The 26044-nt window shown below is 71.0% G+C and carries 24 protein-coding genes and 3 pseudogenes; 12 read left to right on the forward strand and 15 right to left on the reverse strand.

The window, feature by feature from the left end; genetic code table 11:
* The first annotated feature begins 29 nt into the window (after positions 1-29).
* The 3 genes and pseudogenes from BLW57_RS34780 to BLW57_RS34790 all read left to right on the forward strand — a co-directional run.
* Positions 30-794, forward strand: coding sequence for a chorismate synthase (locus BLW57_RS34780; RefSeq protein WP_093479672.1), 765 nt, complete (start codon positions 30-32; stop codon positions 792-794).
* Positions 791-1900, forward strand: coding sequence for an o-succinylbenzoate synthase (gene menC / locus BLW57_RS34785; RefSeq protein WP_093479673.1), 1110 nt, complete (start codon positions 791-793; stop codon positions 1898-1900). The genes BLW57_RS34780 and menC overlap by 4 nt, the downstream gene beginning before the upstream one ends.
* 472 nt (positions 1901-2372) lie before the next feature.
* Positions 2373-2566 (forward strand): annotated as a pseudogene (locus BLW57_RS34790) (transposase); the annotation flags it as partial.
* Here BLW57_RS34790 and BLW57_RS34795 read toward each other — a convergent pair.
* From BLW57_RS34795 to BLW57_RS34820, 6 genes and pseudogenes are all read right to left on the reverse strand, one after another.
* Positions 2550-2933: a hypothetical protein gene (locus tag BLW57_RS34795; protein ID WP_143051635.1), complete on the reverse strand. Its 384-nt coding sequence runs from the start codon at positions 2931-2933 to the stop codon at positions 2550-2552. The pseudogene BLW57_RS34790 and the gene BLW57_RS34795 overlap by 17 nt on opposite strands.
* A gap of 12 nt (positions 2934-2945) precedes the next feature.
* On the reverse strand, positions 2946-4073 hold the full coding sequence (locus BLW57_RS34800; RefSeq protein WP_093479675.1) for a GNAT family N-acetyltransferase: 1128 nt from the start codon (positions 4071-4073) through the stop codon (positions 2946-2948).
* 72 nt (positions 4074-4145) lie between these two features.
* On the reverse strand, positions 4146-4385 hold the full coding sequence (locus BLW57_RS34805) for a DUF2283 domain-containing protein (RefSeq protein ID WP_093479676.1): 240 nt from the start codon (positions 4383-4385) through the stop codon (positions 4146-4148).
* A 57-nt stretch (positions 4386-4442) separates the two neighbouring features.
* Positions 4443-4684 (reverse strand): annotated as a pseudogene (locus BLW57_RS34810) (hypothetical protein); the annotation flags it as partial.
* A 394-nt stretch (positions 4685-5078) separates the two neighbouring features.
* Positions 5079-5294: a hypothetical protein gene (locus BLW57_RS34815; RefSeq protein WP_093479677.1), complete on the reverse strand. Its 216-nt coding sequence runs from the start codon at positions 5292-5294 to the stop codon at positions 5079-5081.
* 612 nt (positions 5295-5906) lie between these two features.
* A complete protein-coding gene (locus BLW57_RS34820) occupies positions 5907-6494 on the reverse strand; it encodes a suppressor of fused domain protein (protein WP_093479678.1) in 588 nt (195 codons plus the stop codon).
* Positions 6495-6949: 455 nt separating this feature from the next.
* Here BLW57_RS34820 and BLW57_RS34825 point away from each other — a divergent pair, with 455 nt between their 5' ends.
* Positions 6950-7294 (forward strand): STAS domain-containing protein, encoded by a 345-nt coding sequence (locus tag BLW57_RS34825; protein WP_093479679.1) that lies wholly within the window; start codon positions 6950-6952, stop codon positions 7292-7294.
* A 555-nt stretch (positions 7295-7849) separates the two neighbouring features.
* Here the strand turns inward: BLW57_RS34825 and BLW57_RS34830 are convergent.
* Entirely contained in the window at positions 7850-8203 is a 354-nt protein-coding gene (locus BLW57_RS34830; protein WP_093479680.1) for a hypothetical protein, read from the reverse strand.
* Positions 8204-8272: 69 nt separating this feature from the next.
* Entirely contained in the window at positions 8273-8824 is a 552-nt protein-coding gene (locus BLW57_RS34835; protein WP_176985835.1) for a GAF domain-containing protein, read from the reverse strand.
* Between the two features lie 14 nt (positions 8825-8838).
* On the opposite strand from BLW57_RS34835, the gene BLW57_RS41610 reads away from it, so the two are divergent.
* On the forward strand, positions 8839-8991 hold the full coding sequence (locus BLW57_RS41610; protein ID WP_176985836.1) for a hypothetical protein: 153 nt from the start codon (positions 8839-8841) through the stop codon (positions 8989-8991).
* A gap of 118 nt (positions 8992-9109) precedes the next feature.
* Here BLW57_RS41610 and BLW57_RS34840 read toward each other — a convergent pair whose 3' ends face one another.
* Complete coding sequence (locus BLW57_RS34840; RefSeq protein WP_176985837.1) at positions 9110-9490, reverse strand: pyridoxamine 5'-phosphate oxidase family protein; 381 nt, start codon at positions 9488-9490, stop codon at positions 9110-9112.
* Between the two features lie 502 nt (positions 9491-9992).
* Here BLW57_RS34840 and BLW57_RS34845 point away from each other — a divergent pair.
* Positions 9993-10655 (forward strand): hypothetical protein, encoded by a 663-nt coding sequence (locus BLW57_RS34845; protein WP_101376940.1) that lies wholly within the window; start codon positions 9993-9995, stop codon positions 10653-10655.
* Between the two features lie 576 nt (positions 10656-11231).
* Here the strand turns inward: BLW57_RS34845 and BLW57_RS34850 are convergent.
* Positions 11232-11795, reverse strand: coding sequence for a hypothetical protein (locus BLW57_RS34850; protein ID WP_093479684.1), 564 nt, complete (start codon positions 11793-11795; stop codon positions 11232-11234).
* Positions 11796-12787: 992 nt separating this feature from the next.
* On the opposite strand from BLW57_RS34850, the gene BLW57_RS34855 reads away from it, so the two are divergent.
* Together BLW57_RS34855 and BLW57_RS34860 are read left to right on the forward strand one after the other, a co-directional pair.
* Positions 12788-13342 carry a type 1 glutamine amidotransferase domain-containing protein gene (locus tag BLW57_RS34855; protein WP_093479685.1) on the forward strand — a complete coding sequence of 185 codons (555 nt, stop codon included), beginning with the start codon at positions 12788-12790 and terminating at the stop codon, positions 13340-13342.
* 144 nt (positions 13343-13486) lie between these two features.
* Positions 13487-14350, forward strand: a pseudogene (locus BLW57_RS34860) (NAD(P)/FAD-dependent oxidoreductase); the annotation flags it as partial.
* A 305-nt stretch (positions 14351-14655) separates the two neighbouring features.
* Here the strand turns inward: BLW57_RS34860 and BLW57_RS41615 are convergent.
* Both BLW57_RS41615 and BLW57_RS34870 read right to left on the reverse strand, forming a co-directional pair.
* Entirely contained in the window at positions 14656-14802 is a 147-nt protein-coding gene (locus BLW57_RS41615; protein WP_176985838.1) for a hypothetical protein, read from the reverse strand.
* Positions 14799-16043, reverse strand: a complete 1245-nt coding sequence (locus BLW57_RS34870; RefSeq protein WP_093479687.1) for an NADH:flavin oxidoreductase/NADH oxidase family protein — start codon at positions 16041-16043, stop codon at positions 14799-14801. Before BLW57_RS34870 ends, BLW57_RS41615 begins: the two co-directional genes overlap by 4 nt.
* A gap of 95 nt (positions 16044-16138) precedes the next feature.
* On the opposite strand from BLW57_RS34870, the gene BLW57_RS34875 reads away from it, so the two are divergent.
* The 4 genes from BLW57_RS34875 (at position 16139) to BLW57_RS34890 (ending at position 21917) form a co-directional block, all read left to right on the forward strand.
* Complete coding sequence (locus BLW57_RS34875) at positions 16139-16738, forward strand: TetR/AcrR family transcriptional regulator (RefSeq protein WP_093479688.1); 600 nt, start codon at positions 16139-16141, stop codon at positions 16736-16738.
* A gap of 185 nt (positions 16739-16923) precedes the next feature.
* Positions 16924-17766, forward strand: a complete 843-nt coding sequence (locus tag BLW57_RS34880; RefSeq protein ID WP_093481045.1) for an oxygenase MpaB family protein — start codon at positions 16924-16926, stop codon at positions 17764-17766.
* 121 nt (positions 17767-17887) lie between these two features.
* Positions 17888-20260, forward strand: a complete 2373-nt coding sequence (locus tag BLW57_RS34885) for a serine/threonine-protein kinase (RefSeq protein ID WP_093479689.1) — start codon at positions 17888-17890, stop codon at positions 20258-20260.
* A 94-nt stretch (positions 20261-20354) separates the two neighbouring features.
* On the forward strand, positions 20355-21917 hold the full coding sequence (locus tag BLW57_RS34890; protein WP_093479690.1) for a phytoene desaturase family protein: 1563 nt from the start codon (positions 20355-20357) through the stop codon (positions 21915-21917).
* Positions 21918-21935: 18 nt separating this feature from the next.
* On the opposite strand, the gene BLW57_RS34895 is transcribed toward BLW57_RS34890, so the two are convergent.
* The 3 genes from BLW57_RS34895 to BLW57_RS34905 all read right to left on the reverse strand — a co-directional run bounded on the left by BLW57_RS34895 (position 21936) and on the right by BLW57_RS34905 (position 25896).
* The gene (locus BLW57_RS34895) at positions 21936-23684 is read right to left on the reverse strand and encodes a serine hydrolase domain-containing protein (protein ID WP_371127822.1); all 1749 of its coding nucleotides are present in this window, start codon (positions 23682-23684) and stop codon (positions 21936-21938) included.
* A gap of 155 nt (positions 23685-23839) precedes the next feature.
* A complete protein-coding gene (locus BLW57_RS34900; protein ID WP_093479692.1) occupies positions 23840-25126 on the reverse strand; it encodes a cupin-like domain-containing protein in 1287 nt (428 codons plus the stop codon).
* A complete protein-coding gene (locus tag BLW57_RS34905; protein WP_093479693.1) occupies positions 25123-25896 on the reverse strand; it encodes an MFS transporter in 774 nt (257 codons plus the stop codon). The genes BLW57_RS34900 and BLW57_RS34905 overlap by 4 nt, the downstream gene beginning before the upstream one ends.
* Positions 25897-26044 lie beyond the last annotated feature (148 nt).

Genomic DNA, 26044 nt, shown 5'->3' on the forward strand with positions numbered 1-26044 from the left:
CGGGTGCGTCGCCTGGCGACACTCGTGCCATGACAGCAGGAGTCACCATCCGTACCGTCCACAACGTCACCGGGTTCGCGGCCGTGTCCGACTACTTCAGCGACGTCTGGCAGACCCCCCGCACCGCCCCGCCCTATCCGGCCGAGGTTCTGCACAGCCTGGTGCATGCCGGGGGTGCCGTGCACGCGGCCTACGACGGCCCGCGCCTCGCCGGGGCGTCCGTGGCCGTGCTCGGTCCCGAGCGCAGCACGTACTCGCTGGTCGCCGCCGCCGACCGGGGGCTCGGACGGCAGGTGAAACAGGCCCAGCGGGACTGGGCGGCCGGGCTCGGCGCCCACACCATGCGCTGGACGTTCGACCCGCTGGTCGGCCGCAACGCCCGCTTCAACCTGGTCAAGCTGGGTGCCGTCGGCACGGAATACCTGGTCGACTTCTACGGCCCCATGGCTGACGGCGTGAACGACGGCGACGAGAGCGACCGGCTGACGGTGACCTGGGACCTGACCGCGCCGAGCGAGCCGTCCGAGCCGTCCGGCGTCGACAGCCACGGGCCCGTCGTCCGCATGGCTCCGGACGGCGGCCCGCTCGCCCGCCGGGACCCGGACGGCCGGCACCTGTGGTGCCGCGTCCCCGACGACGTCGTCAAGCTGCGCGCCGCGGAGCCCGCCCTGGCGCTGCGCTGGCGGTACGCCGTGCGCGAGGTGTTCCTCGATGCCTTCCAGGAGGGATTCCGGGCCACCGGGATGTCCCGCGACGGCTGGTACACGCTCTCGCACGAGGAGGCCGCGGCGTGAAGCTCGAACGCGTCGACATCGTGCACGTCGCGATCCCGCTCGTGACCCCCTTCCGCACCTCCTTCGGCACGATGACCACGAAGGACACCTTCCTGCTGCACGTCGTCACCGACGAGGCGGAGGGCTGGTCGGAGTTCGCCGCCGACCCGGAGCCGCTGTACTGCTCGGAGTTCGTCGCCGGAGCCGAGATCGTGCTGCGCGACTTCCTGCTCCCCCGGGCGGCCGCCCTGCCGCACCTCACCACGGTCGCACTGGCCCCGGCGCTGGCGAAGGTCAAGGGGCACGAGCTGGCGAAGGCGGCCCTGGAGACGGCGGTACTCGACGCCGAGCTGCGGGGCTACGGCATGCCGCTCGCCACCTACTTGGGCGCCGTACGGGACCGAGTGCCCGCCGGAGTCTCCGTCGGCATCAAGAACTCCGTTGCCGAGCTGCTGGACGACGTCGAGCGCTACCTCGCCGAGGGCTACGTCCGCATCAAGCTGAAGATCGAGCCGGGCTGGGACGTCGAGCCCGTCCGCGCGGTCCGCGAGCGCTTCGGCGGCGCGCTGCCCCTGCAGGTCGACGCGAACACGGCCTACACCCTCGCGGACGTGGAGCATTTGCGGCGGCTCGACGAGTACGGGCTGCTGCTGATCGAGGAGCCGCTGGAGGAGAACAACCTGCACGCCCACGCCCAGCTGCAGAAGCGGCTGCGCACCCCGGTCTGCCTGGACGAGTCCCTGCACCACGCACGGGACACCGCCGCCGCGATCGCCATGGACGCCTGCCGGGTGGTCAACGTCAAGCCGGCCCGGGTCGGCGGCTACCTGGAGGCCCGCCGCGTCCACGACGTGGCGCAGGCGCACGGGGTGCCGGTGTGGTGCGGCGGCATGCTGGAGACGGGCATCGGCCGCGCTCCCAACCTCGCCCTGGCCGCCCTGCCCGGATTCACCCTCCCCGGCGACACCTCCGCCTCCTCTCGCTACTTCGCCGAGGACATCACCGAGCCGTTCGTCCTCGACGGCGGCCATCTCCCGGTCCCGGACACCCCCGGCATAGGCGTGGAGCCGCTGCCCGGGGCCCTGCGCCGGTTCACCAGGGAGCGGCGGCCCCTGTACCCGGCATGAGGCGATGCCCAGGCGGCCGGTCAGATCGATCCCGTGCTCTCGCGTCTCACAGTTCCCAGGCCGTCGCCGTCTGCGCCGTGCCCGTCGCGGCCGTGATCGCCGTCCTCAGTCACCTGGATGGCCATGTGGCATGGGAGTCACGCCGTCCCCCTGCCGTGACGTCCGACGAGAGCCCGATGGCACTCGCCCGGCTCGTGCGTGAGTTCCACGACCCGACGGCCGGAGACCAGGAGTGCGTGTGTCACAAGGATCCGTCGCCCCGGCACACCGCCTGTCAGTCATGCCGTGCTCCGACCAGCGGCGTTCATCGACTGGGACCTTTCTGCGCGGGGCGCGCGTATCCACGACAGCGCTCATGTCTGCCCGCGCCCTCCATCACCGGACCTGTCGGGGCGGGCCCCGGCCGTCGCACCACCGCGGCAAGTGCACCCCGGGGCCGGGAGCCGGGCGTTCACGGACGTCGCCGGAAGACCTGTGGGCGTTGTTCCGGCAGGTGGTGTTGCCGGCGCCGGTTCGCCCGCAGGGTGGAGGGCACCGTCGGCGAGGGGACCGCGAGGTGCCGGCCGCCATCACCTTGGCCACCTCCGCCTGCACCTGGAGTCAACTGCCGCCGGGCTCGGCCTGTCGGGCGTGACGGCCTTCCGGCGGTTCACCGAGTGGACCGAGCCTTGCCCGTCGCGGGCAAAGTGGCCTTGTACTGCGTGTCCAGCAGGTCGGTGTCCGCGCTCTCGGGGCCCCGTTCCATGTACTTGTGCAAGGTTCGCTTGCCGGCAACGGTGCTGCTGTCGGCCGGTTCGAAAACATAGGTGGGCACCGAGAAGGTGGTGCAGGTGGCATCGGCTGCAAAGCCCGCGTGCCCGGGGATCAGTGCCTGCGGGCAGGTGCTGGCCGGCGGCCAGCAGGCCGGTGGATCGCGAGCGCCGGGCAGAGCCCCAAGCACCGACGGCATTGCCTGAGCCCGGGGAGCGCCCAGCGCGGAGTCCTCCACCATGCTGCCGGGGAGTGCCGCACGTTTCCGTTCAGCGACCTGCACATTCGATACACGCTAGTAGCGGTCCAGGCGATGGGCGTACGGCGTCGGCAGGGACGGACTGCCGCCGCCGGGAAACCAAGCTGCGCAAAGGTCGCGGTACCGGTCGGGCATCGCCACGCCCGCCGCATCCGCGTCATCGGACGACCAGTGGCCCAGAAGCAGCCGGACGAGCGCCGTGCCATCGGGAATCAGATCGCCGCGCCGCAGTGCGGCGAGCGCGGTGTCGTAACCCTGGTCCGGCCACTGTCCAGCGGCCCGGCGGCGTAGCTCGGGCTCGAGCTTGCGCACCAGCTCCGACCGGTTCAGAACGGCCGCCATCATCCCGCCGCTCGACCAGAACCTGCGCTGCTCGGTGCAGCCCATATGGCGTGCCACGCGACCCACCAGGCTGTCGGCCGGCTCCCGGACCGTGAACTCGCTCAAGCGCCTCTCCCAGCACAGCCGAGCGAGGGCCGCGAGCAGCAGGGCGGCCGCGGACGCGTCTTCGGCCACCAGCTCGTCCGCGACCACCGACCCCAAGGGATCACCGAAGGCCCGGCCCTGCAGCACTGCATAGCCCGTGAGGGCGCCGTGGTTGTGCAGAACCAGGGTCTGCGACCCGGGCTTCCACGTCGACGGGGGAACGAGCCGGTTCCAGCCGACGTGCCGCTCGTGCGTCCAGGGCCGCTGGGCGTGAGCGGTGTTGTACAGACGGACCATGGCCGGCAGATCCGCCGCCAAGCCGTTGCGGACGCCCGGGACGGCAGCTCCCGGATCGTCCCCGGACGCGCGTTCCACGTTGCGCACCGGAACGACCAGAGCCCCTTCTGCCACAGCGCCGACAAAACCGAACCTCTCGTACACTCCCTCGACACCGTCGGACACGAAGGCGACGTCCACCCGCTGCGCCATGCCGGCCAATGCCTGGCGCAGGAGCCGGCTCATGTGTCCACGCCGCCGGAATTCGGGCTCGGTCTCCACGCCGCCGATGCCCTCCGCGGCGACGGCTACCCCGCCGAAGCGGACGCGGAAGGAGACCGCCTCGAGTTCGGCGACCGGTGCGCCTGCGTCGGTGCGCAACCGGCAGTAACGCGTCCGCAGACTGCGCACATCCTGGTCCGCGACTTCGGTGTAGCGGACGGCTGGCTCATGGTCCGACACGATTGTTCCTCGGCCTTCCCGGTCGCACGGCATCGCGTGGCGCCGTGTTGTTCGGCGCGGAGCAAGCGAGACCTATTCAGTGTCCAGTCGCTCCGCGGACTGAAGCAGGTACTTGGGCAGTTTTGAACTGGCCGCCAACACCTCGATGCCGATGAGGCGGCCCTGCTCGTCGAAGTCGAGGTTGATCATGCCGTCGACACTCGCTGGGTCGCAGGGATACATGTGCGCGGACTTCACGCGGGCCTGCGGTTCGCTGAGGTATATGTACGCTGCGTTCGCGGTCTTGTCGTAGGTGACTCTGACGTCTGCCACGGTGAGCGGCCTCCTTGCTGTCGTCGATGGTGGCGGTGTCCTGGTCCATGCCTCCGGTCACAGCGACCTCAGGCTGCCGTGCCAAGGTGCAAGGCAGGCCAGGACGGCTTTGACGATGTCGGTGATGCGTGCGGTGCTGCGACGGAGTTTGTGCAGCAGCCGCCAACTTTTCAGGTGGCGTCGGCCTGCTCTCCGACGCCTCGGATCCTGGCGTGGGAGGAGTTCACCGCTCGCTTCCCGGTCGGGAGGAGCGTGCTTCAGCGGCCCCGGTAAGGCACCCAGACCGTCCCCTCAGCTTCCCAAGCTCCCTGTATCGATGAAGGCGTGGGTCTACCAGCTCGAGGTGGTGCAGGTTCAGCGCCTCGGGTGTACTGGCGCAGAGCGCATGGCTCCGTGCTGTGGGAATTCGCTGGTCGAAATCGTGCCCGTACGGGATGTTGCACGCGTGATCGAGCGAGAAGCCGCCGTTCGGGCTGTCGAAGAGGTCGCACGTACTGCAGACCCGGCACATCGTCTTCGCCCACCGGCAGATCCGACAGAGCCGAGCAAGCTTCGAAGGACCGCTCCCCATGAACGTGACGTGCATCAGGTGCGGTTCACAGGACGTGCCTGCTTCCGCAGGCAGGGGCATCCAGCCGCCCCTGCTGTGCACGTCTCGTGGGGCCCCGCGCGCAGTGGCTGGTCGGTCTGGTTTCACCGTCTGTTTGTGTCGTGGTCCTGGCCGCCCTGATCGTCTTGGTTCTTCTTGGAGAGAGGGTGCAGCGTCAGGAGGTCTCTGGCTGCCTTCCCGCGTGCGCCGTTGGGTTTGATCAGCACGATCAGTACGAGCAGCGCGTACGAGCCTGCGATGGTGCAGGTAAGGATGAGAGCGGCGTTGGCGCCGCCGTGCAGAAGCTCATGAAGGGTCATCGCTAGCTTGGCGCGCAGCCCCCGGAGAGGCGCCCGGGACAAGCGTCGGGGGTTAGGGAGGGGAGCGACCGGGCGCAGGGTCGGTCGTGACCATGAGGAGATCGAAGCGTGTACTCGTAACAGTCATTACGGTGAGTCCTTGAGCAGGGGGCGGACTGGGAGTGGGCGATAGGCACTGCCGTGTCTTCGCTCTGTCCTCCATTACGTCCTGCTGGCGGTCACAGGTCATGTCACGGGGACTCGTACCTTGACAACCGGCTGTCTCTAATGCGTCTGCCTACTGGCTGCATGCCGTCCCACCTGCCGGGTGGGTGGCGGTGGTCCGCCCTGTAAACCTCACATTTAGCCCGGCTGGCGAGCCGCGTGCCGAGCCAGACCCTGTCTCGGGGGGCCGCCCGGGCGCGGCACGACTCGGCGTCCACGCCTACCCGTGTGACCTGGACAACGTGCCGAAGGCGGCGCCTGGTGCCGCTGGCAACGTTTCGCGTACCAATCGCGCACATGCGCCGTACCCCGACAGGGGTGCGAGGTGGATTCCTGCGGGCCGGCCTTACCCGGAGTGCGAGGACCGCGGCCCTCATCCGGCTCGGCATCGGCGCAGCCCTCTCGCGCTCAGACGACGGAGGGGCGCTGGGGATCGACCGGGTCGATCGCCCGCTCGTCGAAGAGGCTCTCGAGCGCCTCAAGGCCCTGTTCGCGCCGGTAGTCCTTCTCGGCCTTGGTGATCGGCAGCAGCCAGAGGATCCGCGCGTGGGCTGTGTCGTCCCATGCGCAGACTTCGTAGTCGGGGCCGTAGGGGTAGGGCAGGCTGATCAGGTAGTGGTCGCAGCGGGAGTCATCCAGCCACGGCCGGCCGATGGGGACGGTGTGTCCGACATCCAGTCGCTGGTGGTTCGGTCCGCAGTGGTAGTAGGCGTTCATGGAGACGCTCTCCAGGTTCAGCCACTCATCGCGTGGTGCTGCGAGGAAGAACTCCGTCCCGTGACCGTCCTGCTGGGTCGCAGCCCAGCAGCCGGACGTCACATAGACCCACCAGCCGCCCGGCCTGTTCGGGTGTACCCGGAACACACGAAAGTCGGGCACGCGCTCCGCGATCGGGCCTTCGGCTCCTGGGAGTTCATCGATGACCTGGCCGGGGAAATGCTGGTGCAGGTGCTCACGCAGGGCTGCTCGTGCTGCGAGGGCGGCGTCAACGGGCATGACCCGATCATGACAGCACCACGAACTATCGAGCAGGCCGGGCGCATGGTGGTTCCTGCTGCGAGTTCGGTGTGCCGGCTCACGCTACGCACCCCCAGCGACAAAGCAGCCCCGCTGCGCACCGCCTGTGAGGTCGCGGGCCCGGGCAGCACGTGTGTTGCTGCTGGTCAGTGGTGGCTGGAGGGGGTGGGGCGAGATGGCTGTGGGGTGTCGCTGTTGCAGGGGTGTTGTTGCATGAAGGGCGACGCTGTCTCAGTCGTAGGCGCGCGGGTGTGGGACGGTGGAGGGACAACGAGACCGGCCGACCGCCCCTTCGGGAGATGTCGGCCTTGTGGGGAGCGGGGCGTTGCCCCCATCACGGGCACCCGGCCCCCCGCCATCGTCGTTCACCCCTCTTGCTCGGGAGGGTGTTTCGCCTTTGGGCTCATCAACCCCCGGAAAGGGGCGCGCCCAGCATGAACATCACCACCACCATCGACGGCACCACTGCCTGTATCACTCCGCGCGGGGACATCGACTTTGACACCCTGCCCCCGCTGCGCACGGCGGCCGACACGCTCCCGGCACACGTGAGCGACCTGCTGTGGGACCTGAGCCACACGCCCTTCATGGACCTCGCAGGCCTTCACCTGCTGTTCACCCCGACCCTGGCAGCGCCTTACGGCCGCGGCCGCCGCACGAGCGTCACGGGCCTGCGCTCACAGCCCCTGCGCCTGCTGCTCCTGGCCGCCGACACGAACCCCGTCACCTTCGACCTCGCCCGTCTCCTGCCCGACACGCCTCCCACCGACGTCGGGTAGCCGGCCCCGAGCCCCGTTGATGCCGACCGGACGCCCGCCCGGCGGTCATGCGCGAAGCTTCGTGCCTCTTGCGAACGCAGCGAGGCTGACGTGTTGACCACCTCAGCGACATCTGACCGCAGGCCTGGAACTCCAGTTGAGAAGCTGGCTGCGTCAGCGAAAACACCGGAGGTGGACTACCAGCCGGACCTCCGGTCGTCGGCTGCGGGGTAGCTCCGGCGTGTCGTACCGCGCCCGGTCCGGCTGGTTCGGGATGACCGTCACAGACAGCGGCACCACCCCGTACATGTGGGTCAACGACGCCGACCGCGGACCTCGTTGGCCGATCACCTGAAGAAATGTGCCCGCTGCCATTCTGTTCGTCGTGTAGGCGGAGCTTGTCGGCGGCCTCTGGCCCTCATCCCTAGGGAGAGGGCCAGAGGCCGCCCTGGCATGGCAGGGCGATCACCGGTTGAGGAGGCCGCGGGCTGCTGACGAAGGCGAATCGCCGACGGCGCCCGGTGCGCGCATGCCGTATCGGGAAACGATCATGTCCGGCGCCGGTCACGGCCTCGTTCAGTGGTTCCAGCGGTGTTGCTCGGCTTCTCGGCGCCGGATCACGTACAGGTCGGCCATGGCCACGGCGGTGGATGCCGCGCAGAGCGCGGCCAGGGCGACGAACAGCGTCCGGTCGGGCTGGGAGGCCGGCTCTGCCTGCCAGGCGAGGACGGCGAATCCGGCGGCGCCCAGCACGAACAGCACCGCGAAGAGGCGAGACAGGAGGCGTCGGGCGGCCAGGTCGCTCTGCGCCCAGCGCGGTTCGCTGCCGGTGTGACGCCACCGGCGTGCCGCGGCCCGCGCCCGCCGGTCGGCCGCTCGCGCGTGCCAGCGCTGTGTCAGGTGATGGTGCGGGTGGTGCGGATAGGCCATGGCCTGGTCCTTTCCGGTGTCTCACCTGGCGGTGTCGTGGGTGCGCCTGGCGCCGGTTGGCCGGTGCCGTCATTCCTCGGCCGCCGGGCCCGGTTCGTCGGGCTGTGTGCGCCCGGGAGGCTCGATCGAGGCGAGTGCCTGGTCGGGGCTGGCGCCGCTCAGCAGGTCGGCGGTGATCTCGGCAGTGGCGCGCTGCCATGCCTGTTCGCGCTGCGTCTGCTGGAACAGCCGGGCGTTGTCGATGGCCAGCCCAGCAGCACAGCCCAGGGCCAGAGCGAGCTCCTCGTCCTCGTCGCTGAACGGTGCCGGCCTGGCCTGCAGGCCCATCTTGTCGCCCAGGCACAGGGCGCCGACAGTCTGCCCGCGGGTACGGATCGGCACGCCGAGGGAGGTACGCAGCGGTCCGGGCCCAGGTGCCCACCCGATAGGGACTGGGTGGGCAGTGAGGTCGTCGATCCGCAAAGGCTGATGGGCGTCGGCGATCTGCTGCACAATGCCTTCCTCTCCCAGGCGGCAGTCCTCGACGGCTCCGGAGCCCGCACCGTGGGCGCCTGCCTGGAAGAACCGAGTGAGATCACCGGCGGAATCGAAGACGGCGAGCGCGGCGTAGCGGGCTTGCAACAGGTCCGCAGGCCGTGGTCAGCAGGAGGTCCTGGACCGACGGCAGGAGAGGTGGTGTCGGCGCTGACGGCGAGCACGGCGCGCAGCAGTTCGCGAAGCCGGCCCTGCGTTCGGAGGACCTCGCCCGCGCGGTCGACCAGAACCTGGACTGCACGGTCCAGTTCTAGGCGCGACAGATCCGAAAAACGCAGCAGGTCGGATATGCCGTCGGCTGGGCCGGATCCCGATCCGGCCGGACCTGAGGCCGGGGACCGTGCCATCGGTTCCTCCGAGAGATGCACGGATTTAACTAATAAAGTGAATTTTAGTACCGATTATTCCGGTTCTGGCTGCAGACACTCGGTGTCTGCCCTTGCTGCAGCGACGCTGTGCCAGGGCAGCCGGCCAGCGTTCTCGCTCCTCCGCTTCGGTGGCAGAGTGTGCGTATCCGGTGACGCACACGTGCCATGCGGTATCGCTCGCCGCATCCGTCCCGTCGGCGTCGAAAGCCGCCACGTTCCCATCGAGTATCTGGTGCAGGTGTGCATTCGAACCGCCGACGACCACGATGCCGTCGTCCATCAGGTAGTTCACGGGCACGATTGCCGGCAGAGCACGTTCGGCTACTCGCCCATAGCCGCCCCGCTCGAGCAGTTCCAGGCACCGCTGCTGGTCGAGCCGGTCCATCGACGGCGCACTTCCGTGCATGCCTCAGTGTCCCTCAGTCTCCGCCGGTTCCCACCGGGCTGAATGTCCCTCTTGCCTGCCAGGCGGCCCCATGCGTCTGCCCGCTTATTTTCAAGCGTGGGCGCACTGTCGTGGCGACGGCGGCTGCGACCGTGAGGACCGCATCGTGCCTGCCCCGTCAAGGACCGCCCAGTTTGCGCCCATTGCGAGCTGCGAGAACAGCTTGGGGCGGTTCGTCCCGATGGCCAGAGGGGGCAGGCCTCTGCCGGTGCGGGCCGCACCGCCATGCATTGGCGGTTCGGGCCGAAGCCCGCGCCATACGGACCGAGGTCGATGCCCACGATGACTTCGTCTCGACAGCAGGAACGCTACGTATAGGGGGAAAACGTGTTCGGCCAGGGCCGGTACTGGGCGATGATGTCCGGCGACGTACCCGGCGGGGGCGGCGTATCTGCAAGGTGTGGGAGGGCGTGGGCGCATGGGTGGGTTCATAAGGAGCTCTTTGTTCTATGGCGCAGGCCATCAGCAGGTGTACGAGGCCCTGAGAGATTTCTGGGAAGCGGAGGATTACCGGCTGGCGGATGCCTCGCCCGTCGAAGACGCCTTCACACTGCACCAGACGCGTGACGCGTGGACCGCGCTGAACTGGACGCGCGGCTGGGAATGGGACCTGCGGCGGCGCGCGCAGTTCCACGTCTCGGGCGTACTCGACTGCCCTGGCCTGCTGACCTTCATGTACGACGGTGACAACTGGGGTTACGAGCTTTTCCACCATGGCACTCCGATCGACCAGTTCCTGCAATGGGCGGTCCCTGGTCAGCAGTACTTTTCGAGCGGCTCCGTACAAGGCAACCCGGCTCTGGTGGTCGCTCAATTCCCCATGCTGAACCTGGACCTCGACCATGCACGCGGTTATCTGACCAGCGTGGACGTGGCGGACCCCGCGTACGAAGACTTCGACTTCGAGAGTGACGACCCCAGAAACCGTCGGGTCCGTGCTGGTGACTGGTGGGGGCGTCTGGAGGCCGAGGTGATGTTCGACTTCTGGCGCTTCCTGGGGGTGGAGCCAGCTCCACCGGATGGCAAGTACCTCTTCCCGGCCCCTGGTCTCTTTGAAGCTCCAGCCTGGCGGCGGTTTACGACTCAGCGCGCCGAGCTGCTGTAAACCTGGACTCCGCGGTCACCCAGGCGCGCCAGGCTCCATAAGGCGGGGCGGTCTCTTCTCCTCGTCGGTGAGGATCTCCACCGGCGGGGTCACCGTGACCACGGTGTCGGGTGAGATCGACCAGAGGAGCGCCGGCCCTCTCATCCAAGCCCTTGACCCCGGTTCGCTGGCTGAGAGGGCTCGTGTGGTGGTCGATATGCGGCGTGTGTCCTTCAGGATTCCAGCGGTATCAACGTCTTCCTCATCGCCGGCCGTGACCTTGGCCGGACGGGTGGCTGGCTGCGCCTGGCCGGCGTCCCCGACCCCATCCTGCGCCTCCAGCAGCTGACCGGCATCGACACCGTCCTCGACTGCCGCGCCAGCCTTCGCGATGCTTTGAACGCCTGAACACGCGCGGCAGCACGGCACGTGCGCCAGGGCGGGCCAGGTCGTTGGGCCGGCTGCGTCCGCGATCTGGCTGTGCTCATTGGCGACTTACGGCACTTCCAGGGTGGCCGGGAACGGTGTCGATGAGTTTGGAGGTCGCTGCGGTTCCCGAGCCTGTGCTGGAGTATCGGCGCTCGTCGGGCCGGGCTCTCAGCTGTGGTCGTTGAGGTGATCGCGGGCCGCCTTGGCGAACGTATCGATCGCAGTGCCCATCATTTGGTGTGCCTCGTAGAACCCAAAGGCATCGCTGTTGAGTTGCGAGTCGTCGGCAGCCGCCCAGTGCCCCAGGATGTTGCGGACAAGTAGCCCCGAGTAGGCGATGGGAGGGATCGTGACTACGACTGGTTCGGGACCTTCCATCTGAACAGCCGCTCCGGGGCGCCGGAGATCGCCAAGTGACGTGGTGAGTGCATCGTTGATGGCGATACGCAGGATTTCGTTGCCTGTTGCGCTATCGGGAATGTCGAGCGGCGGTAGGTCGACGGGAAGGCGGCCGTGTGAGCCGGCCCGCACCGGCACGTTGAGTGCGTCGTGGTACTTGGTCGCGGCGGTGTGGAATGTGGCGTAGGCCTCGCGCTGATGCTGGCGGCGTACGGCGTCGATGGCACCTCGGTGGGCAGCGCGGGCTTGTGCGTGGCCGGCAGCGTAGGCGGCGATGGACGCTATGAGAGCCGTAGGGGTGGCTATGAGCGCGGCTGCGATGGCGGGGTCCATGACGGAGCATCCTGCCCGGTCTCCCTGGCCGGTAAGCCGCGCTCTCAGAGCTGGTCGGACGGACGTTTCCACCAGTGCCCACCGCTCACTGCACCACCAGTGCGCACCTTCCCGAAGCGGCGTTGTGGCCGTCCCTAATCCGCGAGCTGGGTACAGAGTCGGATGGATCGGCCGCGGGTGGCTGAGCTGCGGGATTCCGCGCGGCGGCGGCCTCGCCCCGTCCTGCCAACCGGGCACCGCGGATTCTCTCAAGCATGCTGCTGCGCCGCCTCATGGCGCTTTCCGCATCGGCCTGAGCGCTCGGATGGTCGGCGACCGCCGGGCCTGAGAGCGAGGTGCCGTCTCCCGTCTGCACTGCATATCGTGCGCCCAACCTCACGCGCGACGCTTTGGTCATTGAGTAGGCGGTTCGATGGGTGAGCCGCCGAATTGCTGCCACAGCCGCAGGAGTTCCGGGTCGGTCAGCACCGGACGATACGCGATCTCGTCGTTCTGTCCGGTGGTCGGTCTGGCGGGGGCGATCCGTGGGGGAGCGATGTACGGCGGCGCCGGTTCACCTCCGCTGGCGCGGAGAGGACGCGGTGCCGACGGCGGACGGCGTGACCGCGGTGTTCGACCGGCTGCTGTAGCAGTCGCGCCCCGGTGCATGTCACCGACCTGAACTGACATGCCGGGCGGGAGCCGGAAGGTGGAGGCGGGAGCCTTCACCGAGGCCAGGGTCGCGCCGCAGATGCTCGAGGATTCGCGATTGCCCTCTCAGCGCGGCTGGTCTCCTGGCCAAGAAAATCACGCCCGATTTCCTCCCATGCAACGGCCTGTGACTCGGAATGCCGTTTCGGGGAGGCAGAGGAGCTGTCCTGGTTCAACGAACTCCTGTCGGACAAGGCAGCAGACGGATACCAGCACTTCGACGCCCGCGACGACGGCTGGACCGAAGTGTGTCCCTGCCGCGCCCGTCGTACCAACCAGCGACTCGTGAAGGGAGCCGCACCATGACACAGGAACTGCAGGGGATGCGGGTGGGGATTCTGGCCACCGACGGCGTCGAGCGCGTGGAACTCGACCAGCCGCGCGGTGCGCTGCAGGGCGCAGGGGCGAAAACCGAGATCGTCTCGCTCCATCCCGGCGAGATCCAGGCCCGCCAGTTCGACCTCAACGCGGCAGGAACCTTCCCCGTGGACCGCCTGGTCGCCGACGACTACCACGCCCTGCTCCTGCCCGGCGGCACCATGAACCCCGACCGGCTGCGCATGGACCGCGACGCGGTGCAGTTCGTCAGGGACTTCATGGCCAGCGGGAAACCGGTCGCATCGATCTGCCACGGGCCGTGGACCCTGGCGGAAGCCGACGCCGTGCGCGGCCGCCGCCTGACGTCCTGGCCCAGCATCCGCACCGACCTGCGCAACGCCGGCGCGGAGGTCGTCGCCGACCAGGAGGTGGTCGTCGACGGGCAGCTCGTCACCAGCCGCGGCCCGGCCGACCTGCCTGCCTTCTGCGCCGCCGTCGTGGAGCAGTTCGCCCGGGCGCACCACCCCATGCCCGGCTGAACCCGAAGGCCTGGCTGCGGAGAGAGCAGGTGGTGCACGGTGGAGGCGAACCCGCTCTCCACCCCACGGGCCGGTCGGCCGTGGCGGTCGCCTCCGTACGGCCGCCGGTTCGTGGCGTCGCGCAGCCGCGTCGAATGTCGCCACGCCCAGATCAGCCTTCCGCTGGAGGCGGCCGGTCTCCATCCCAAGGACGAGGACCACTACGTGGTGGCGTTCGCGGACGGCAGACAGATCGCCGCCCGCGCCGTCGTCCTGGCCATGGGTGCCCGCTACCGCCGGCTCCAGGTGCCCGGCATCGAACGCCTGGAGGGAACGAGCGTGCACTACTCGGCGACCGTCTACGAGGCCCAGCAGTGCCGCACCGACCCGGTGGCCGTCGTCGGCGGAGGCAACTCGGCGGGCCAGGCGGTGCTGTTCCTCGCCGGGTTCGCGCCGAAGGTGCACCTGCTGGTCCGAGGAGCCGGCCTCGAGGCCAACATGTCCCGCTACCTGGTCGACCAGGTCGAGCGCCATCCGCGGGTGGAGGTCATGCTGCACACCGAGGTCACCGAGGTCATCGGACAGGAGGTGCTGGAGGAGCTCGACGTGGTCGACAACCGCACGGGCGGGCACCGCCGACTCGCGGTACGAAGCCTGTTCGTGTTCACCGGAGCCGACCCTCACACCGAGTGGCTCGCCGGCATGATCGCCCTCGACTCCCGCGGCTTCGTCCTCACCGGGCCGGAGGCCCAGGAAGCCTGCGCCTACCCCGAGGTGTGGCACGGCCGCGGGCGCTCGTGCATGACCCTGGAGACCAGCCTGCCCGGGGTCTTCGCGGTAGGGGACGTCCGCAGCGGCTCGGTGAAGCGGGTGGCCTCGGCGGCCGGTGAGGGCGCGATGGCCATCCACTTCGTGCACCGGCACCTGGGGCACTCGGCCGTACCCGGCACCACGGGCACGTCAGCTGTCGCGGGCCACTCGGACGTCTCCCCACGCATACGCCACAAGGAATCCGCATGGCTCGCATGACGAATGGCGCGCGTCCGGCGCCACGGCGGTAGCGCCCTGCTGGATGGACACTCCGTGCGGGCGCGAGAGGCCGCCGGGCCGGGACGCCACATGCCCGGGGCCGCGTGCCGGCCGCCCGGTGGTCCGGTTGTCGTTCGGCGGCCTGCGTGCCGGTCGATGACGGCGCCGGTGGCTCCGCCGGCCAGGCCCAGGCCCCCTGACTGGTCGCGGCCCGCGGCATCCGGTCTCGGCCGACACCAGGCGACTACCTGCACCGCTCGCGACGCGCTCCTCGAAGTGGTCGACATCGCGATCACCGCCCGGTACTACGCGCACAACGCCGCCAGGTATCCGGAGTCCAGGCGCAGGCGCAGGCGCGGCGCGATCCCGCTGCCGACCCACACCACCGAGCTGGGCCCCAGGTGGTCGCCGTGAGCGACGAGCACCCGGGGCCCTTCGGCGGGCACGGTCACGCGGCGCCCTGCGAGGCGGACAGCCAGGCGCGGTAGCGGCGCAGGGCCCGTCGCTGCTTGCGCTGTTCGGAGACGAGGGCGAACGCCGGGTGGGTGCGGGGTGTGGGGCGGCTCCCGCGGGCGATGCGGCGCATCTGGTGGCGGACCTGTGCCATGCCGGCGGCCGACGCGAGGACCTTGTCGGACCAGGTGACCGGCCGGAGCCGCTCGCCGGCCTCGCGGCCCTGGCGCCAGCGGTCGGGCAGGTCCGGGGTGACGGCGAGGGCCGTGCCCATCCCGACGAGCGCCACGCCGCTGTCGAGGACCCTCTCGGCGGTGTGGCGCCGGGTGATGCCGCCGGTGAGCATCAGCGGCAGCGGGCTGGTCCTGACCAGGTCTTTCGCCAGGTCGAGGAAGTACGCCTCGCGCGCCTGGGTGCGCGCGTCGGCGGGGCGGCCCGACATCGCCGGGCTCTCGTAGCTGCCGCCGGACAGTTCGACCAGGTCGACGCCGAGCGGCGCGAGCATCGCGATCACCTGCCGTGCGTCGTCGGCGTCGAAGCCACCGCGCTGGAAGTCGGCGGAGTTGAGCTTCACGGCGACCGCGAAGCCCGGGGAGACGGCGGCGCGCACGGCGCGGACGACGTCCAGCAGCATCCGGGCCCGGTTCTCCAGCGATCCGCCCCACTGGTCCGTGCGCTTGTTGACCAGGGGGGACAGGAACTGCGACAGCAGGTAGCCGTGCGCGGCGTGGACCTCGACGCCGTCGAAGCCCGCCTGTTCGGCGCGCCGCGCCGTGACGGCGTACCGCGCCACGGTGGCCTGGATCTGCTCGGGGGTCATGGCGACGGGGCGGCCGAAGCGGCTGCTGTGCTTGCCCAGGTCGACGGCGACCGCGGACGGTCCCCACACGACTCCGGGCATGTCGGATCCGACCTGGCGGCCGGGGTGGTTGATCTGCATCCAGATCGCCCCGCCACCGGATTTGCCCGCCTCGGCCCACGCGGTGAACGGCTCCAGGGGAGCGGCGGCGTCGAGGACCACGCCGCCGGGGCCGGTCAGCGCCTCGGCGTGGACCATGACGTTGCCGGTGATCAGCAGTCCGCTGCCGCCGGCGGCCCAGCGCCGGTACAGACCGGACAACTCCTCGTCCGGGAGCTGGCCGTCGCCGGCCATGTTCTCCTCCATGGCCGCCTTGGCGATCCGGTTGCCCAGTGTCTGCCCGGAGCGCAGGGTCAAGGGTGTGAACAGCTCGCTGGTCATCGGAGTTTCCCTCTCGATCTCGATCGCCTAGAATGTGTGCAGCGTTCACATTAGGTGAACGATGTAAGCAACGTAAACATGAGGGAGTGTGAGCTGTGTCCCAAGCGGGCGGCACCTATCACCACGGCGATCTGCGCGCCGCCTGCCTGCGCGCCGCGCGGGAGCTGCTCGAGGAGGACGGCAGCGCCGGGCTGTCCCTGCGGGCGGTGGCGCGGCGGGCCGGCGTGTCGGCGACGGCTCCCTATCGCCACTACGCGGACCGTGACGCGCTCGTCTCCGCGGTCGCCGCGCAGGGGTACCGCGAACTCGCCGAACATCTGGCCGCGGCGCACCCCTCACCCACGGCTCCCGACGAGCTCGCGGCGGTCGCCGTCGCCTACGTGCGCTTCGCGCTGGAGCGCCCGGCGCTGTTCCGGGTGATGTTCGCGGAGCCCTGCGATCCGCACAGCGAGGAACGGGTCGCCGCGACCGCCGCGATCTCCGAGTACGTCCGCGGGATCGTCCGCGGCGCCTTCCCCGGGGCCGACGCGGAGGCGCTGTCGACCACGGTGTGGGCACTCGTCCACGGCCTGGCGTTCCTGCACCTCGACGGCAAGCTCGACACCTCGACCCCCGAGGTGGTCGCCGACCAGGTCCGCGCCGCCGTCCGCGCCCTGTTCACCGCCCCGGCCGGGCTGTCACGGGCGAGGAAGTAACTGCGCCCGGGCGGCCCGTCCGGGGCGTGGCGGCCCGGCAGGGGCGTGGGGCCGGCAGCGCCCAGCCGGGCGACGGGCCGGCGCCGGTTCGTGTCTCGTACTTCCGGGCGGCCGAGGCCGTCGGTATCGGCGCGGCTCGTGAAGGTTGCCTTGTGCCCACCGGCGAGCCCGGTCAGACTGCGGGCATGGGCGACCCCGGGTTGTTCACGCCGAACTCCGTGACCTGGCAGATGCACGGCGACCCCATGATGTGGGTCGCGGGCATCCGCGCGCTCTACCTCCAGGCCCTGCACCCGCGCGCGGTCCGCGGCGTGATGGAGAACTCCGACTTCCGGCGCGACGCCTGGGGGCGGCTGATGCGCACCGCGGACTTCGTCGGCACCACGACGTACGGCACCACCGACGCCGCCGAACGCGCCGGCGCCCGCGTGCGGAAGATCCACAGCAGGCTCGGAGCGACCGACCCGGGCTCCGGTGAGCGGTTCGGCGTGGACGAGCCCGAGTTGCTGCTGTGGGTGCACTGCGCGGAGATCGACTCCTATCTGCACGTCCTGCGCCGCTCCGGGTTCCCGCTCACGGACGCGCAGGCCGACCGGTATCTCGCCGAACATCGCGTCAGCGCCCGCCTGGTGGGCCTCGACCCCGCGGCCGTGCCGGCTGACCGGGCGGAACTGGCGGCCTACTTCGAGCGGGTACGGCAAGAACTCGCCGCGGGAGCCGACGCACGCGCGGTGGACGATTTCCTGCTCCGTCCGCCGACGCATCCGCTCCTCGTCCCGGCGCGCGCGGTGCTGTGGCGGCGCGTGGCACATCTGGCGTACGCCGCTCTGCCCCCGTACGCCCACGAGTTGTACGGCAGACCCGCCCCCGCACCGGCCGTCGTCACCCGCAGGCTACGGGCCACGGGTGCCGTCCTGCGGCACGTCCCCGCACGTGTGCGCTGGCAGCTGCCGCCCAAACACATCCTGCGGGCGATGGCGAGGCTCGGCCCCGACGCCCGTCCCGCACCGTACAAAGTCGGGCGATAGGCCGCCATACTGGACGGGCAGGGGGGTGTGTCACGGACCGGGACGACCGGACACGGTCGTGCGCGGTCCGGTGACGGTTCTCCGGATGCTGGGCGGACGGCGACGGGGGCGGCGGATCGCTATGGGGGAGAACGGACTTGTCCAGGGCAGGTACCGGCTGCTGGACCTGATCGGGCGCGGCGGGATGGGCGAGGTGTGGCGGGCCAGGGACGAGCGCCTGGGCCGGCAGGTGGCGGTCAAGCGTCTCAAACCGCTCGGCCCGCACCGTGATCCGTCCCTCGGCGGGGTGCTGCGGGAGCGGTTCCGCCGCGAGGCGCGGGTGGCCGCCGCGCTCTCGCACCGCGGGGTGACCGTCGTCCACGACTTCGGCGAGGACGGCGGAGTGCCCTATCTGGTGATGGAGTTGCTGCAAGGACGCGACCTGAGCCGGCTTCTGGAGGACGGCAAGGGGCATCCGCTGCCCGTGGACGCGGTGGCCGACATCGCCGGGCAGATTGCCGCGGCCCTCGCGTACACGCATCGCCAGGGCATAGTCCACCGGGACCTGAAGCCCGCCAACATCGTGCTGCTGACCGACGGCACCGTGAAGATCTGCGACTTCGGCATCGCCCGCCTCGGCCACGACATCGGCTTCACCGCCCGGCTGACCGGCACCGGGGTCGCCCTCGGCACCCCGCACTACATGTCCCCCGAGCAGATCGGCGGCGACGCGGTCGACCAGCGCAGCGACCTGTACTCGCTGGGGTGCGTGCTGTACGAGATCGCCACCGGCGTACCGCCGTTCGACCTGGAGGACGCCTGGGCGATCCTGATCGGCCACCGTGACACCGCGCCCCGGCCGCCCCGTGAACTGCGCACCGAACTGCCCGCGTACCTCGACCGGATCATCCTCGACCTGCTGGCCAAGCATCCCGCGGAACGGCCCTACGACGCGGAGGAGTTGAGCGGCCGGATCCAGGAGGGACGGGCCGGGGCCGCCTTCCCACCCCCATCGCCGTACCGCGCACCGGAGTCCAGCCACCGGCTCCGGGCCGCCGTCGTCCCCACGTTCCCGCTCCCGCCGCCGGACCTTCGGGGCGAAGGCCGCCTGCCGTCCTGGAGCCAGGGCATGACCACCGGCCACAAGGCGGTCGGTGCGGGCCCGCGCGCCCTGCCCCCGGACCCCGGGGCCGCTCTGACCGGCCGGTGGGCCGAGCCGGCGGCCCCGCTCGACGGCCCGTCGACGCAAACCGTCGCCCCTCCGGCCGCACGGCACACCGAGGGCGTCCTGCCCGCCGGGCAGGGACGCCGGCCGGACACGGACGAGGCGCACCTGACCATGCCCGCCGAACGCGCCGCCCTCCGGGGCCCGCATCACCCCCATGTCCTGGCGGCGCGTCACGACGTCGCCGTGGCGTTGCTGCGGTGCGGCCGGGCCGCCGAGGCGCTGGCGGCGTTCGGGGAGGTCGCCGGGGGCTGGGGCCGGGTGCTGGGTGCGGAGCATCCGGAGACCTTGGCGGCGCGTCATGACGTCGCCGTGGCGTTGCTGCGGTGCGGCCGGGCCGCCGAGGCGCTGGCGGCGTTCGCTGAAGTCGCCGGGAGCAGGGCCCGGGTGCTAGGCCTCGATCATCCCGACACGCTCGCCTCGCGTCAGGAGACCGCGTACGCCCTGGGCCGGCTGGGCCGTCACTCGGAGGCCCGGCGGACCTACCGCGAGGTGCTGGACGCGCGGGAGCGCGCCATGGGCCCCGAGCACCCGGACACCCTGCGCTGCAAGCACAACCTGGCCTGCACGCTGGGCCGGCTGGGGCGGCCGGCCGACGCCTGCCGCATGGCCGGCGAGGTGGCCGCCGCCCGGACCCGGCTGCTCGGCCCGGACCATCCCGACACACTGGCCTCCCGCTGCGAGGTCGCCCACGCGCTGGGCCAGTCCGGCCGCTGGGAGGAGGCCCTGCACACCTACCGGGAGGTCGCCCGGACCAGGGCGCGGGTACTCGGCGCCGACCATCCCGGCACCCTCGCCGCCCGCTACGAGACCGCGCTCAGCCTCGGCCGGCTCGGGCGCAGCGCGGACGCCCTCGGCGTCTACCGCGACCTGATCGTGGACCGCACCCGGGTGCAGGGTCCCACCCACCCCGAGACCCTGCGCGCCCGGCACGGTCTCGGCGTCCACCTCGGCCGGCTGGGACACCGGGAGGACGCGCTGACCGAGGCCCGCGAGGTGTGGGCGCTGCGGGAGCGGTTGCTGGGCGCGGATCATCCCGACACGCTGGTCAGCCGCCGCGAGGTGGCCGTCGCCCTCGGCTGGCTGGGCCGCTGGGCGGACGCCCTCGGCGAGTACCGGCGGGTCGCCGCCAGCCGTCAGCGGATCCTCGGCCCGGACCATCCGGACACCCTCGCGGCCCGCGACGACGAGGCCCACTGTCTGAAGCGCCTCGGCCGCGCCCCGGAGGCCGGAGAGGTGTGCCGCGGCGTCGTGGTACGCCGCCACCACCTTCCCTCGAACGGCAGCTGACGGACGCCGGCCGCGGCGAGTCGGGGAAGGGCCCCGACCCACCCGCGCGGACCCGCCTCTGGCCGCCGTGGATCACCGCGTGTTACGAAGAACCATGCCTGCTGACGAGGGAACCCACGCGTACGACGCCGTCATCGTGGGCGGTGGCCACAACGGACTGGTCGCCGCCGCCTACCTGGCCCGGGCCGGCCGCTCGGTGCTGGTGCTGGAGCGCCTGGACCACACCGGCGGCGCCGCCGTCTCCACCCGCCCCTTCGCCGGTGTCGAAGCACGCCTGTCGCGCTACTCGTACCTGGTGAGCCTGCTCCCGCGGAAGATCCTGCGCGACCTCGGGCTGGACCTCCGCCTGAGCTCCCGCACCATCTCCTCCTACACCCCGGTGGAACGGGAGGGGCGGCCCACCGGGCTTCTCGTCGGCGGGGGCGAGCAGCGCACCCGGGAGGCCTTCGCCCGGCTGACGGGCGGCGAGCGCGAGTTCGAGGCCTGGCAGCGCTTCTACGGCATGACCGGCCGGGTCGCCCAGCGCGTCTTCCCGACCCTCACCGAGCCGCTGCCCACCCGCGACGAACTGCGCCGGCGCATCGACGACGACAGCGCGTGGCGGACCCTGTTCGAGGAACCGATCGGGGTCGCCGTGGAGGAGAACTTCGCCGACGACCTGGTCCGGGGGGTGGTCCTCACCGACGCGCTGATCGGCACCTTCGCCGACGCCCACGACCCCTCCCTGGCCCAGAACCGCTGCTTCCTCTACCACGTCATCGGCGGCGGCACCGGCGACTGGGACGTGCCCGTCGGCGGCATGGGCGCCCTCACCGACGCACTCGCCGCGGCCGCCCGCTCGGCGGGCGCCGTCATCGCCACCGGTCACGAGGCGATCCGGATCGACACCGACGGACGCACCGCCGAGGTGACCTTCCGCACCGCCGACGGCGAGGGCGTCGCCGTCGCCCGCGACGTCCTGGTGAACGCCTCCCCGCAGGAGCTGGCCGTCCTGACCGGTGGCGCGGCGCCCGAACCGGCCGAGGGCGCTCAGCTCAAGGTCAACATGCTGCTGACGCGGCTGCCGAAGCTGCGCGACCCGGACACCGACCCCCGCGAGGCGTTCGCCGGCACCTTCCACATCGCCGAGGGCTACCGGCAGCTGGCCACCGCCCACGCCCAGGCCGCCGCCGGTGAACTGCCCGCCGCGCCGCCCTCGGAGATCTACTGCCACTCCCTGACCGACCCGACCATCCTCGGCCCCGAACTCGCCGGGCGCGGCTACCAGACGCTCACCCTCTTCGGCCTGCACACCCCGGCCAGGCTCTTCGACCGGGACAACGACGGCGTCCGCGAGGAACTGCTGAAGTCCACCCTCGCCCAGCTCGACGCCCACCTCGCCGAACCGCTCGCGGACTGCCTGGCCACCGACGCCGACGGCCGGCCCTGCATCGAGGCGAAGACCCCGCTCGACCTCGAACGGGACCTGCGGCTGCCCGGCGGCAACATCTTCCACCGGGCGCTGTCCTGGCCGTACGCAGCGCAGGACGCCGGCCGTTGGGGCGTGGAGACCGCCCACACCAACGTCCTGCTGTGCGGCGCGGGCGCCGTACGCGGAGGAGGGGTGAGCGGAGTGCCGGGGCACAACGCGGCGATGGCCGTGCTGGAGCGGGACTGACCGCCGCCTCCCGGCCGTTCACTCGGCCGACGGCTCCCAACCGGCGGCCGTGATGCGCGCCGTGTCCGCCGGACGCGCCCCGTCGAACAGCACCGCCCGGCCCGCCTCCACGCGCAGGGCGTCGACGTAGGCGCCCCGGCCGACGTACGACCGGTCGGTGGTGTACCGCCACCGCAGCGTCAGGCGCGGGTCGGCCGGAAGGGACGCGGTCACCCGGTGCCAGACGCGCCCCGACCAGCCCGTGACCGCGCCCGACGGATGGTCCTCGGCGTCCTCGCCGCGGCGGGAACTGGTGAACGGGACCGGCGTCCAGGTGGTGCCGCCGTCCGTGGTGGACTCCAGTACCAGGGCGTCGGACGCGGGCTCGGTGTCCCACCACAGGGCGCAGCGCAGTCGGGCCGTGCCGGGGGAGGTGTCCAGCGGCGGGAGGGCGAGCGTCGCGGACGTGCCGCTCGCCATGCCCGAGAACCATGCCGTACGGCCCCGCGCCGGCCGGACCGGGACCGCGCGGGCCAGGTGGTTCCCGGCGGCGACGCGTGGCGCGGACCCGGACCGCCACGTGCGCACCGGGTGCACCGAGTTGCCGAGGACGACCAGGAAGGAGTCGGTCGTGGGATCGAGCACGAGCGAGGTGCCGGTGAAGCCGGTGTGGCCGGCCGTGCGCGGGGTGGCCAGCGCGCCCATGTACCAGTGCTGGTAGAGCTCGAAGCCGAGGCCGTGCTCGTCGCCGGGGAAGGCGGTGTTGAAGTCGGTGAACATCAACCGCACCGACTGCGGGCGCAGCACGCGGGTTCGGCCGTAGGAGCCGCCGTTGAGCAGCGTACGGCCCAGGACGGCGAGGTCCCACGCGCACGAGAAGACCCCGGCGTGCCCCGCCACCCCGCCGAGACTGTACGCGTTCTCGTCGTGCACCTCGCCCCACACCAGCCCGCGGTCCAGGCCGGACCAGGGTCTGCGCGCGTCCTCGGTGGCGGCGATCCGCGGCTTCCAGGAGGCGGGCGGGTTGTAGCGCGTGCTGTGCAGGCCCAGCGGCCCGGTGATCTCCTCGCGCAGGAGCACGTCCAGGGTGCGGCCGGTGATCCGCTCCAGCACCAGCTGGAGGGAGATCATGTTCAGGTCCGAGTAGAGGTACGTGCTGCCGGGCGGGTTCTGCGGCGCCTCGGCGTAGATCCGCCGCAGCCTCTCCTCGTGCGTCGGCGCCTCGTAGAGCGGGATCCACGCACGGAACCCCGAGGTGTGCGTCAGCAGCTGGCGGACGGTCACGTCCTGCTTGCCGGCGGCGCCGAACTCCGGGACGTACGCCGCGACCTTCCCCTCGAGCTCCAGCGCGCCCCGCTCGATCTGCTGCACCGCGAGGAGCGAGGTGAACAGCTTGGAGACGGAAGCCAGGTCGAAGACGGTGTCCCGGGTCGTCGCGAGCCGCTGGTCGGGCGGGAACTCGACGCCGGTGTCGGTCTTCTCGTCGTACGACGCGTAGCGCACCGCAGACCCGATCGGCTCGTGCAGGGCCACGGTGCCGCCGCGCCCCGCCAGCAGGACGGCACCGGCGTACCACGGATGCTTGGGGGAGGGACCGAGGAACGTCTCCGCGTCAACGACGAGTTGCCGCAGATGGGCGGGGAGCAGCCCGGCGCGTTCGGGCGAGCCGTGGCGCAGCGTCGGGCGCCCCCGGGCGGGAGCCGCGGCCGCGGGGCCCGCGGGAAGCGCGGCCAGGGCCAGCGCGCCACCGGACGCGAGTCCTCCCGCCACGATCTGACGACGTGTCATGCCGTCCGCCCGTCCGCCTGTCAGGTCCTCCGCCATCGCGCGGCCTCCCGTCTGAAAGTATCTTTCGGGGCTTGCCCTGCACGGTGAAACTTTCCGGTCAGGCGGGCGCCGTGTCAACGAGGCGTGCGACTGCCGTCGTCGCGTCGGACGGTCCGTCAGCCGACGACGTCCTGCCCGCCGACCAGGTCGGCCACTCCACGTTCGTACAGCGATCGGGCGAGGGCGGTGACGGCCTGGGCGTGGTCGGGTCGGGCGATCGCCTGTTCCAGGCGGAAGGGCCTGCCCGCGGTGAGGTGTTCCACCAGGAGGGTGACGTGGGCGGCGTCGGGCTGGCGGCTCATCCCGCCGAGGACGAAGAGCAGGCCCGTACCGTCGCCCGTGCGCAACAGGACGACCGGGCTGTCCGCGCGACCGCGCAGGACGCTGTCCGCTGTCAGTTCGGGCGCTTCGCGGAGTGCTCCGCCACCGCCGATGACGCCACTGGACGTGGAGCGGGCGAGATGGTGCACGGTGAGGCTGTCGCGAATGGCCTGCAGGAGGGCTTCGGCGTGGGCGGGCAGTTCGACGTCGGCCAAGGACGTGAGGACACCGCCGGGCAGGCGGGGAGGCGACTCGGCGCGCTCATTGAACTGCGGCATCTGGAGCGCGGCCTTGATGGCCGGCTGGAACGCCGCCGCGGGTGTGCCGTTGCTGAACACGCCGATGGACAGGGCGAGGCTGGTCTCCGCGGAGGGCAGCTGGTTGTAGTGCCACCAGTTCTCGGGGATGAAGAGGATTTCGCCGGGTTCGGCCTCGAGGACCAGGGCATCGGCCGCGTAGGGGGCGACGTCGACGTGACCGAAGCAGATCCCGTTGAAGGCGGCCTTCTCCTCCAGCCCCTTGTCGGCGAAGTAGCCCGGCTCCCAGAGCATGATCTTCTTTCGCCCGTGCACCGGCACGAGGAAGGTGTTGCACCAGTCGTTGTGCAGACCGATCCAGGTCTCCTGGTAGTGCCCCGCGATGTAGACGACGTTGATACCCGGTGCGGGGATCCCTCGGCGGTCCACGAAGCCGCTGATGAACGAGCGGGTCATCATCGCTACGCGGTCGGAGTGCCGCAGGCAGTAGTCACGGGTGTAGGTGACGGCCTCGGCCTGGTTCCGTGCTGCCAGGTCGGCGAGGTATCGCTCGAATTCCGCGACGTTCGTCGGCGGGGTGCCGGGCAGTTCGGGGTTCTTGAGGAGGACCCCGTCGACGTTCACGGACACGTCGCCGGCGTTGAGGTTGCTGGCGCCGAGTTCGAGGACGTCCTCCATGCGGAACAGGCGGCCGGAGGGGTCGGGAACCGGGAGGACGGCGGGACGGGTGCAGTCGGCGGTGGCCTGGAGGGCCTGCTGCTCCCAGAAGTCGGCGGGGACCTCCGGGAAGCGGATGGCCGAGGGGTCCGCGGGGGCGGTGGTCATAGGGCTTTCTCCTGGGGGAAGGCGTGCGGGTACAGCCGGGCGTAGGCGTCCGGGATGCCGTCGTCGGGCAGTGTCAGGACGGTGCGCAGGTCGGGGCTGAAGGCGCCGACGGCGGTCGCGGCGAGGATCGCCAGGCCGAGCACGGCCATGCCGGGTCCCTCACCGAGGTGTTCGGCGAGGAATCCGCCGAGCAGGTTGCCGATCGGAATGGCCAGGCCGGACAGGAAGGCGACGCTGGCGGTGACACGGTTGCGCATGCCGGCGGGAGTGGCCAGAACCCGCACGGTGGAGTTGGTGACAGTGATCATGATGAGGCCGACGCCGCCGATGAGGAAGCTGACGGCGAGTGCCGCGGCCAGGACGACGGGGTGGTCGGTGATCGAGGCGGCGGCGATCCCGCCGGCGAGAATCGAGAGCCCGGTGATGGTGAAGCCGGCCATCACCGTGGTGAAGCGGGTGGTCCTGCCTCGCGTGCGGCGGGCGACCGGCCCGGTGCTGCCCAGCAGCAGTCCCACGCCGAACGCGGCCTCGGCGACTCCGATCAGCCAGGTGTCGTCAGGGAAGGAACGGCGGGTGAGCGCGGGCAGCAGGACGGCGAAGACGGGGAAGAGCGCGAGGTTGACGGCGAGAGCCAGCATGGCGAGCTGGAACTCGGACCGGATCCGGTAGATGGCCCGCCAGCCGTCGAGGGTGCTCCGGTACCGCGTCGACAGGGGAGGCTGCTTCGTCTTCTCCGCGCCTGGTGCGTCGTCGGGATTACCAAGCGTCAAAAGTCCACAGGTTCCGTCAAGCATGCGACTCGCGCGGCGTCGGACCCGCGGACCGCCCCCGCCGCGCCGACAGGGGAAGGGGTCGAGTACCGGTAGCCCCAACCTGATCTGACGACCCATCAGAAAAGGTCTTCCGTCCGCCGGACGG

The sequence above is a fragment of the Streptomyces sp. 1222.5 genome (assembly GCF_900105245.1).
GTDB classification, from domain to species: domain Bacteria; phylum Actinomycetota; class Actinomycetes; order Streptomycetales; family Streptomycetaceae; genus Streptomyces; species Streptomyces albidocamelliae.

Excerpts from the sequence above, each read along its gene's own strand:
- BLW57_RS34780 (WP_093479672.1), top strand. The coding sequence starts at position 30 with ATGACAGCAGGAGTCACCATCCGTACCGTCCACAACGTCACCGGGTTC.
- BLW57_RS34815 (WP_093479677.1), bottom strand. The coding sequence starts at position 5,294 with ATGACCCTTCATGAGCTTCTGCACGGCGGCGCCAACGCCGCTCTCATC.
- BLW57_RS34820 (WP_093479678.1), bottom strand. The coding sequence starts at position 6,494 with ATGCCCGTTGACGCCGCCCTCGCAGCACGAGCAGCCCTGCGTGAGCAC.
- BLW57_RS34825 (WP_093479679.1), top strand. The coding sequence starts at position 6,950 with ATGAACATCACCACCACCATCGACGGCACCACTGCCTGTATCACTCCG.
- BLW57_RS34830 (WP_093479680.1), bottom strand. The coding sequence starts at position 8,203 with ATGGCCTATCCGCACCACCCGCACCATCACCTGACACAGCGCTGGCAC.
- BLW57_RS34840 (WP_176985837.1), bottom strand. The coding sequence starts at position 9,490 with ATGGACCGGCTCGACCAGCAGCGGTGCCTGGAACTGCTCGAGCGGGGC.
- BLW57_RS34850 (WP_093479684.1), bottom strand. The coding sequence starts at position 11,795 with ATGGACCCCGCCATCGCAGCCGCGCTCATAGCCACCCCTACGGCTCTC.
- BLW57_RS34855 (WP_093479685.1), top strand. The coding sequence starts at position 12,788 with ATGACACAGGAACTGCAGGGGATGCGGGTGGGGATTCTGGCCACCGAC.
- BLW57_RS34870 (WP_093479687.1), bottom strand. The coding sequence starts at position 16,043 with ATGACCAGCGAGCTGTTCACACCCTTGACCCTGCGCTCCGGGCAGACA.
- BLW57_RS34880 (WP_093481045.1), top strand. The coding sequence starts at position 16,924 with ATGGGCGACCCCGGGTTGTTCACGCCGAACTCCGTGACCTGGCAGATG.
- BLW57_RS34885 (WP_093479689.1), top strand. The coding sequence starts at position 17,888 with ATGGGGGAGAACGGACTTGTCCAGGGCAGGTACCGGCTGCTGGACCTG.
- BLW57_RS34890 (WP_093479690.1), top strand. The coding sequence starts at position 20,355 with ATGCCTGCTGACGAGGGAACCCACGCGTACGACGCCGTCATCGTGGGC.
- BLW57_RS34895 (WP_371127822.1), bottom strand. The coding sequence starts at position 23,684 with ATGACACGTCGTCAGATCGTGGCGGGAGGACTCGCGTCCGGTGGCGCG.
- BLW57_RS34900 (WP_093479692.1), bottom strand. The coding sequence starts at position 25,126 with ATGACCACCGCCCCCGCGGACCCCTCGGCCATCCGCTTCCCGGAGGTC.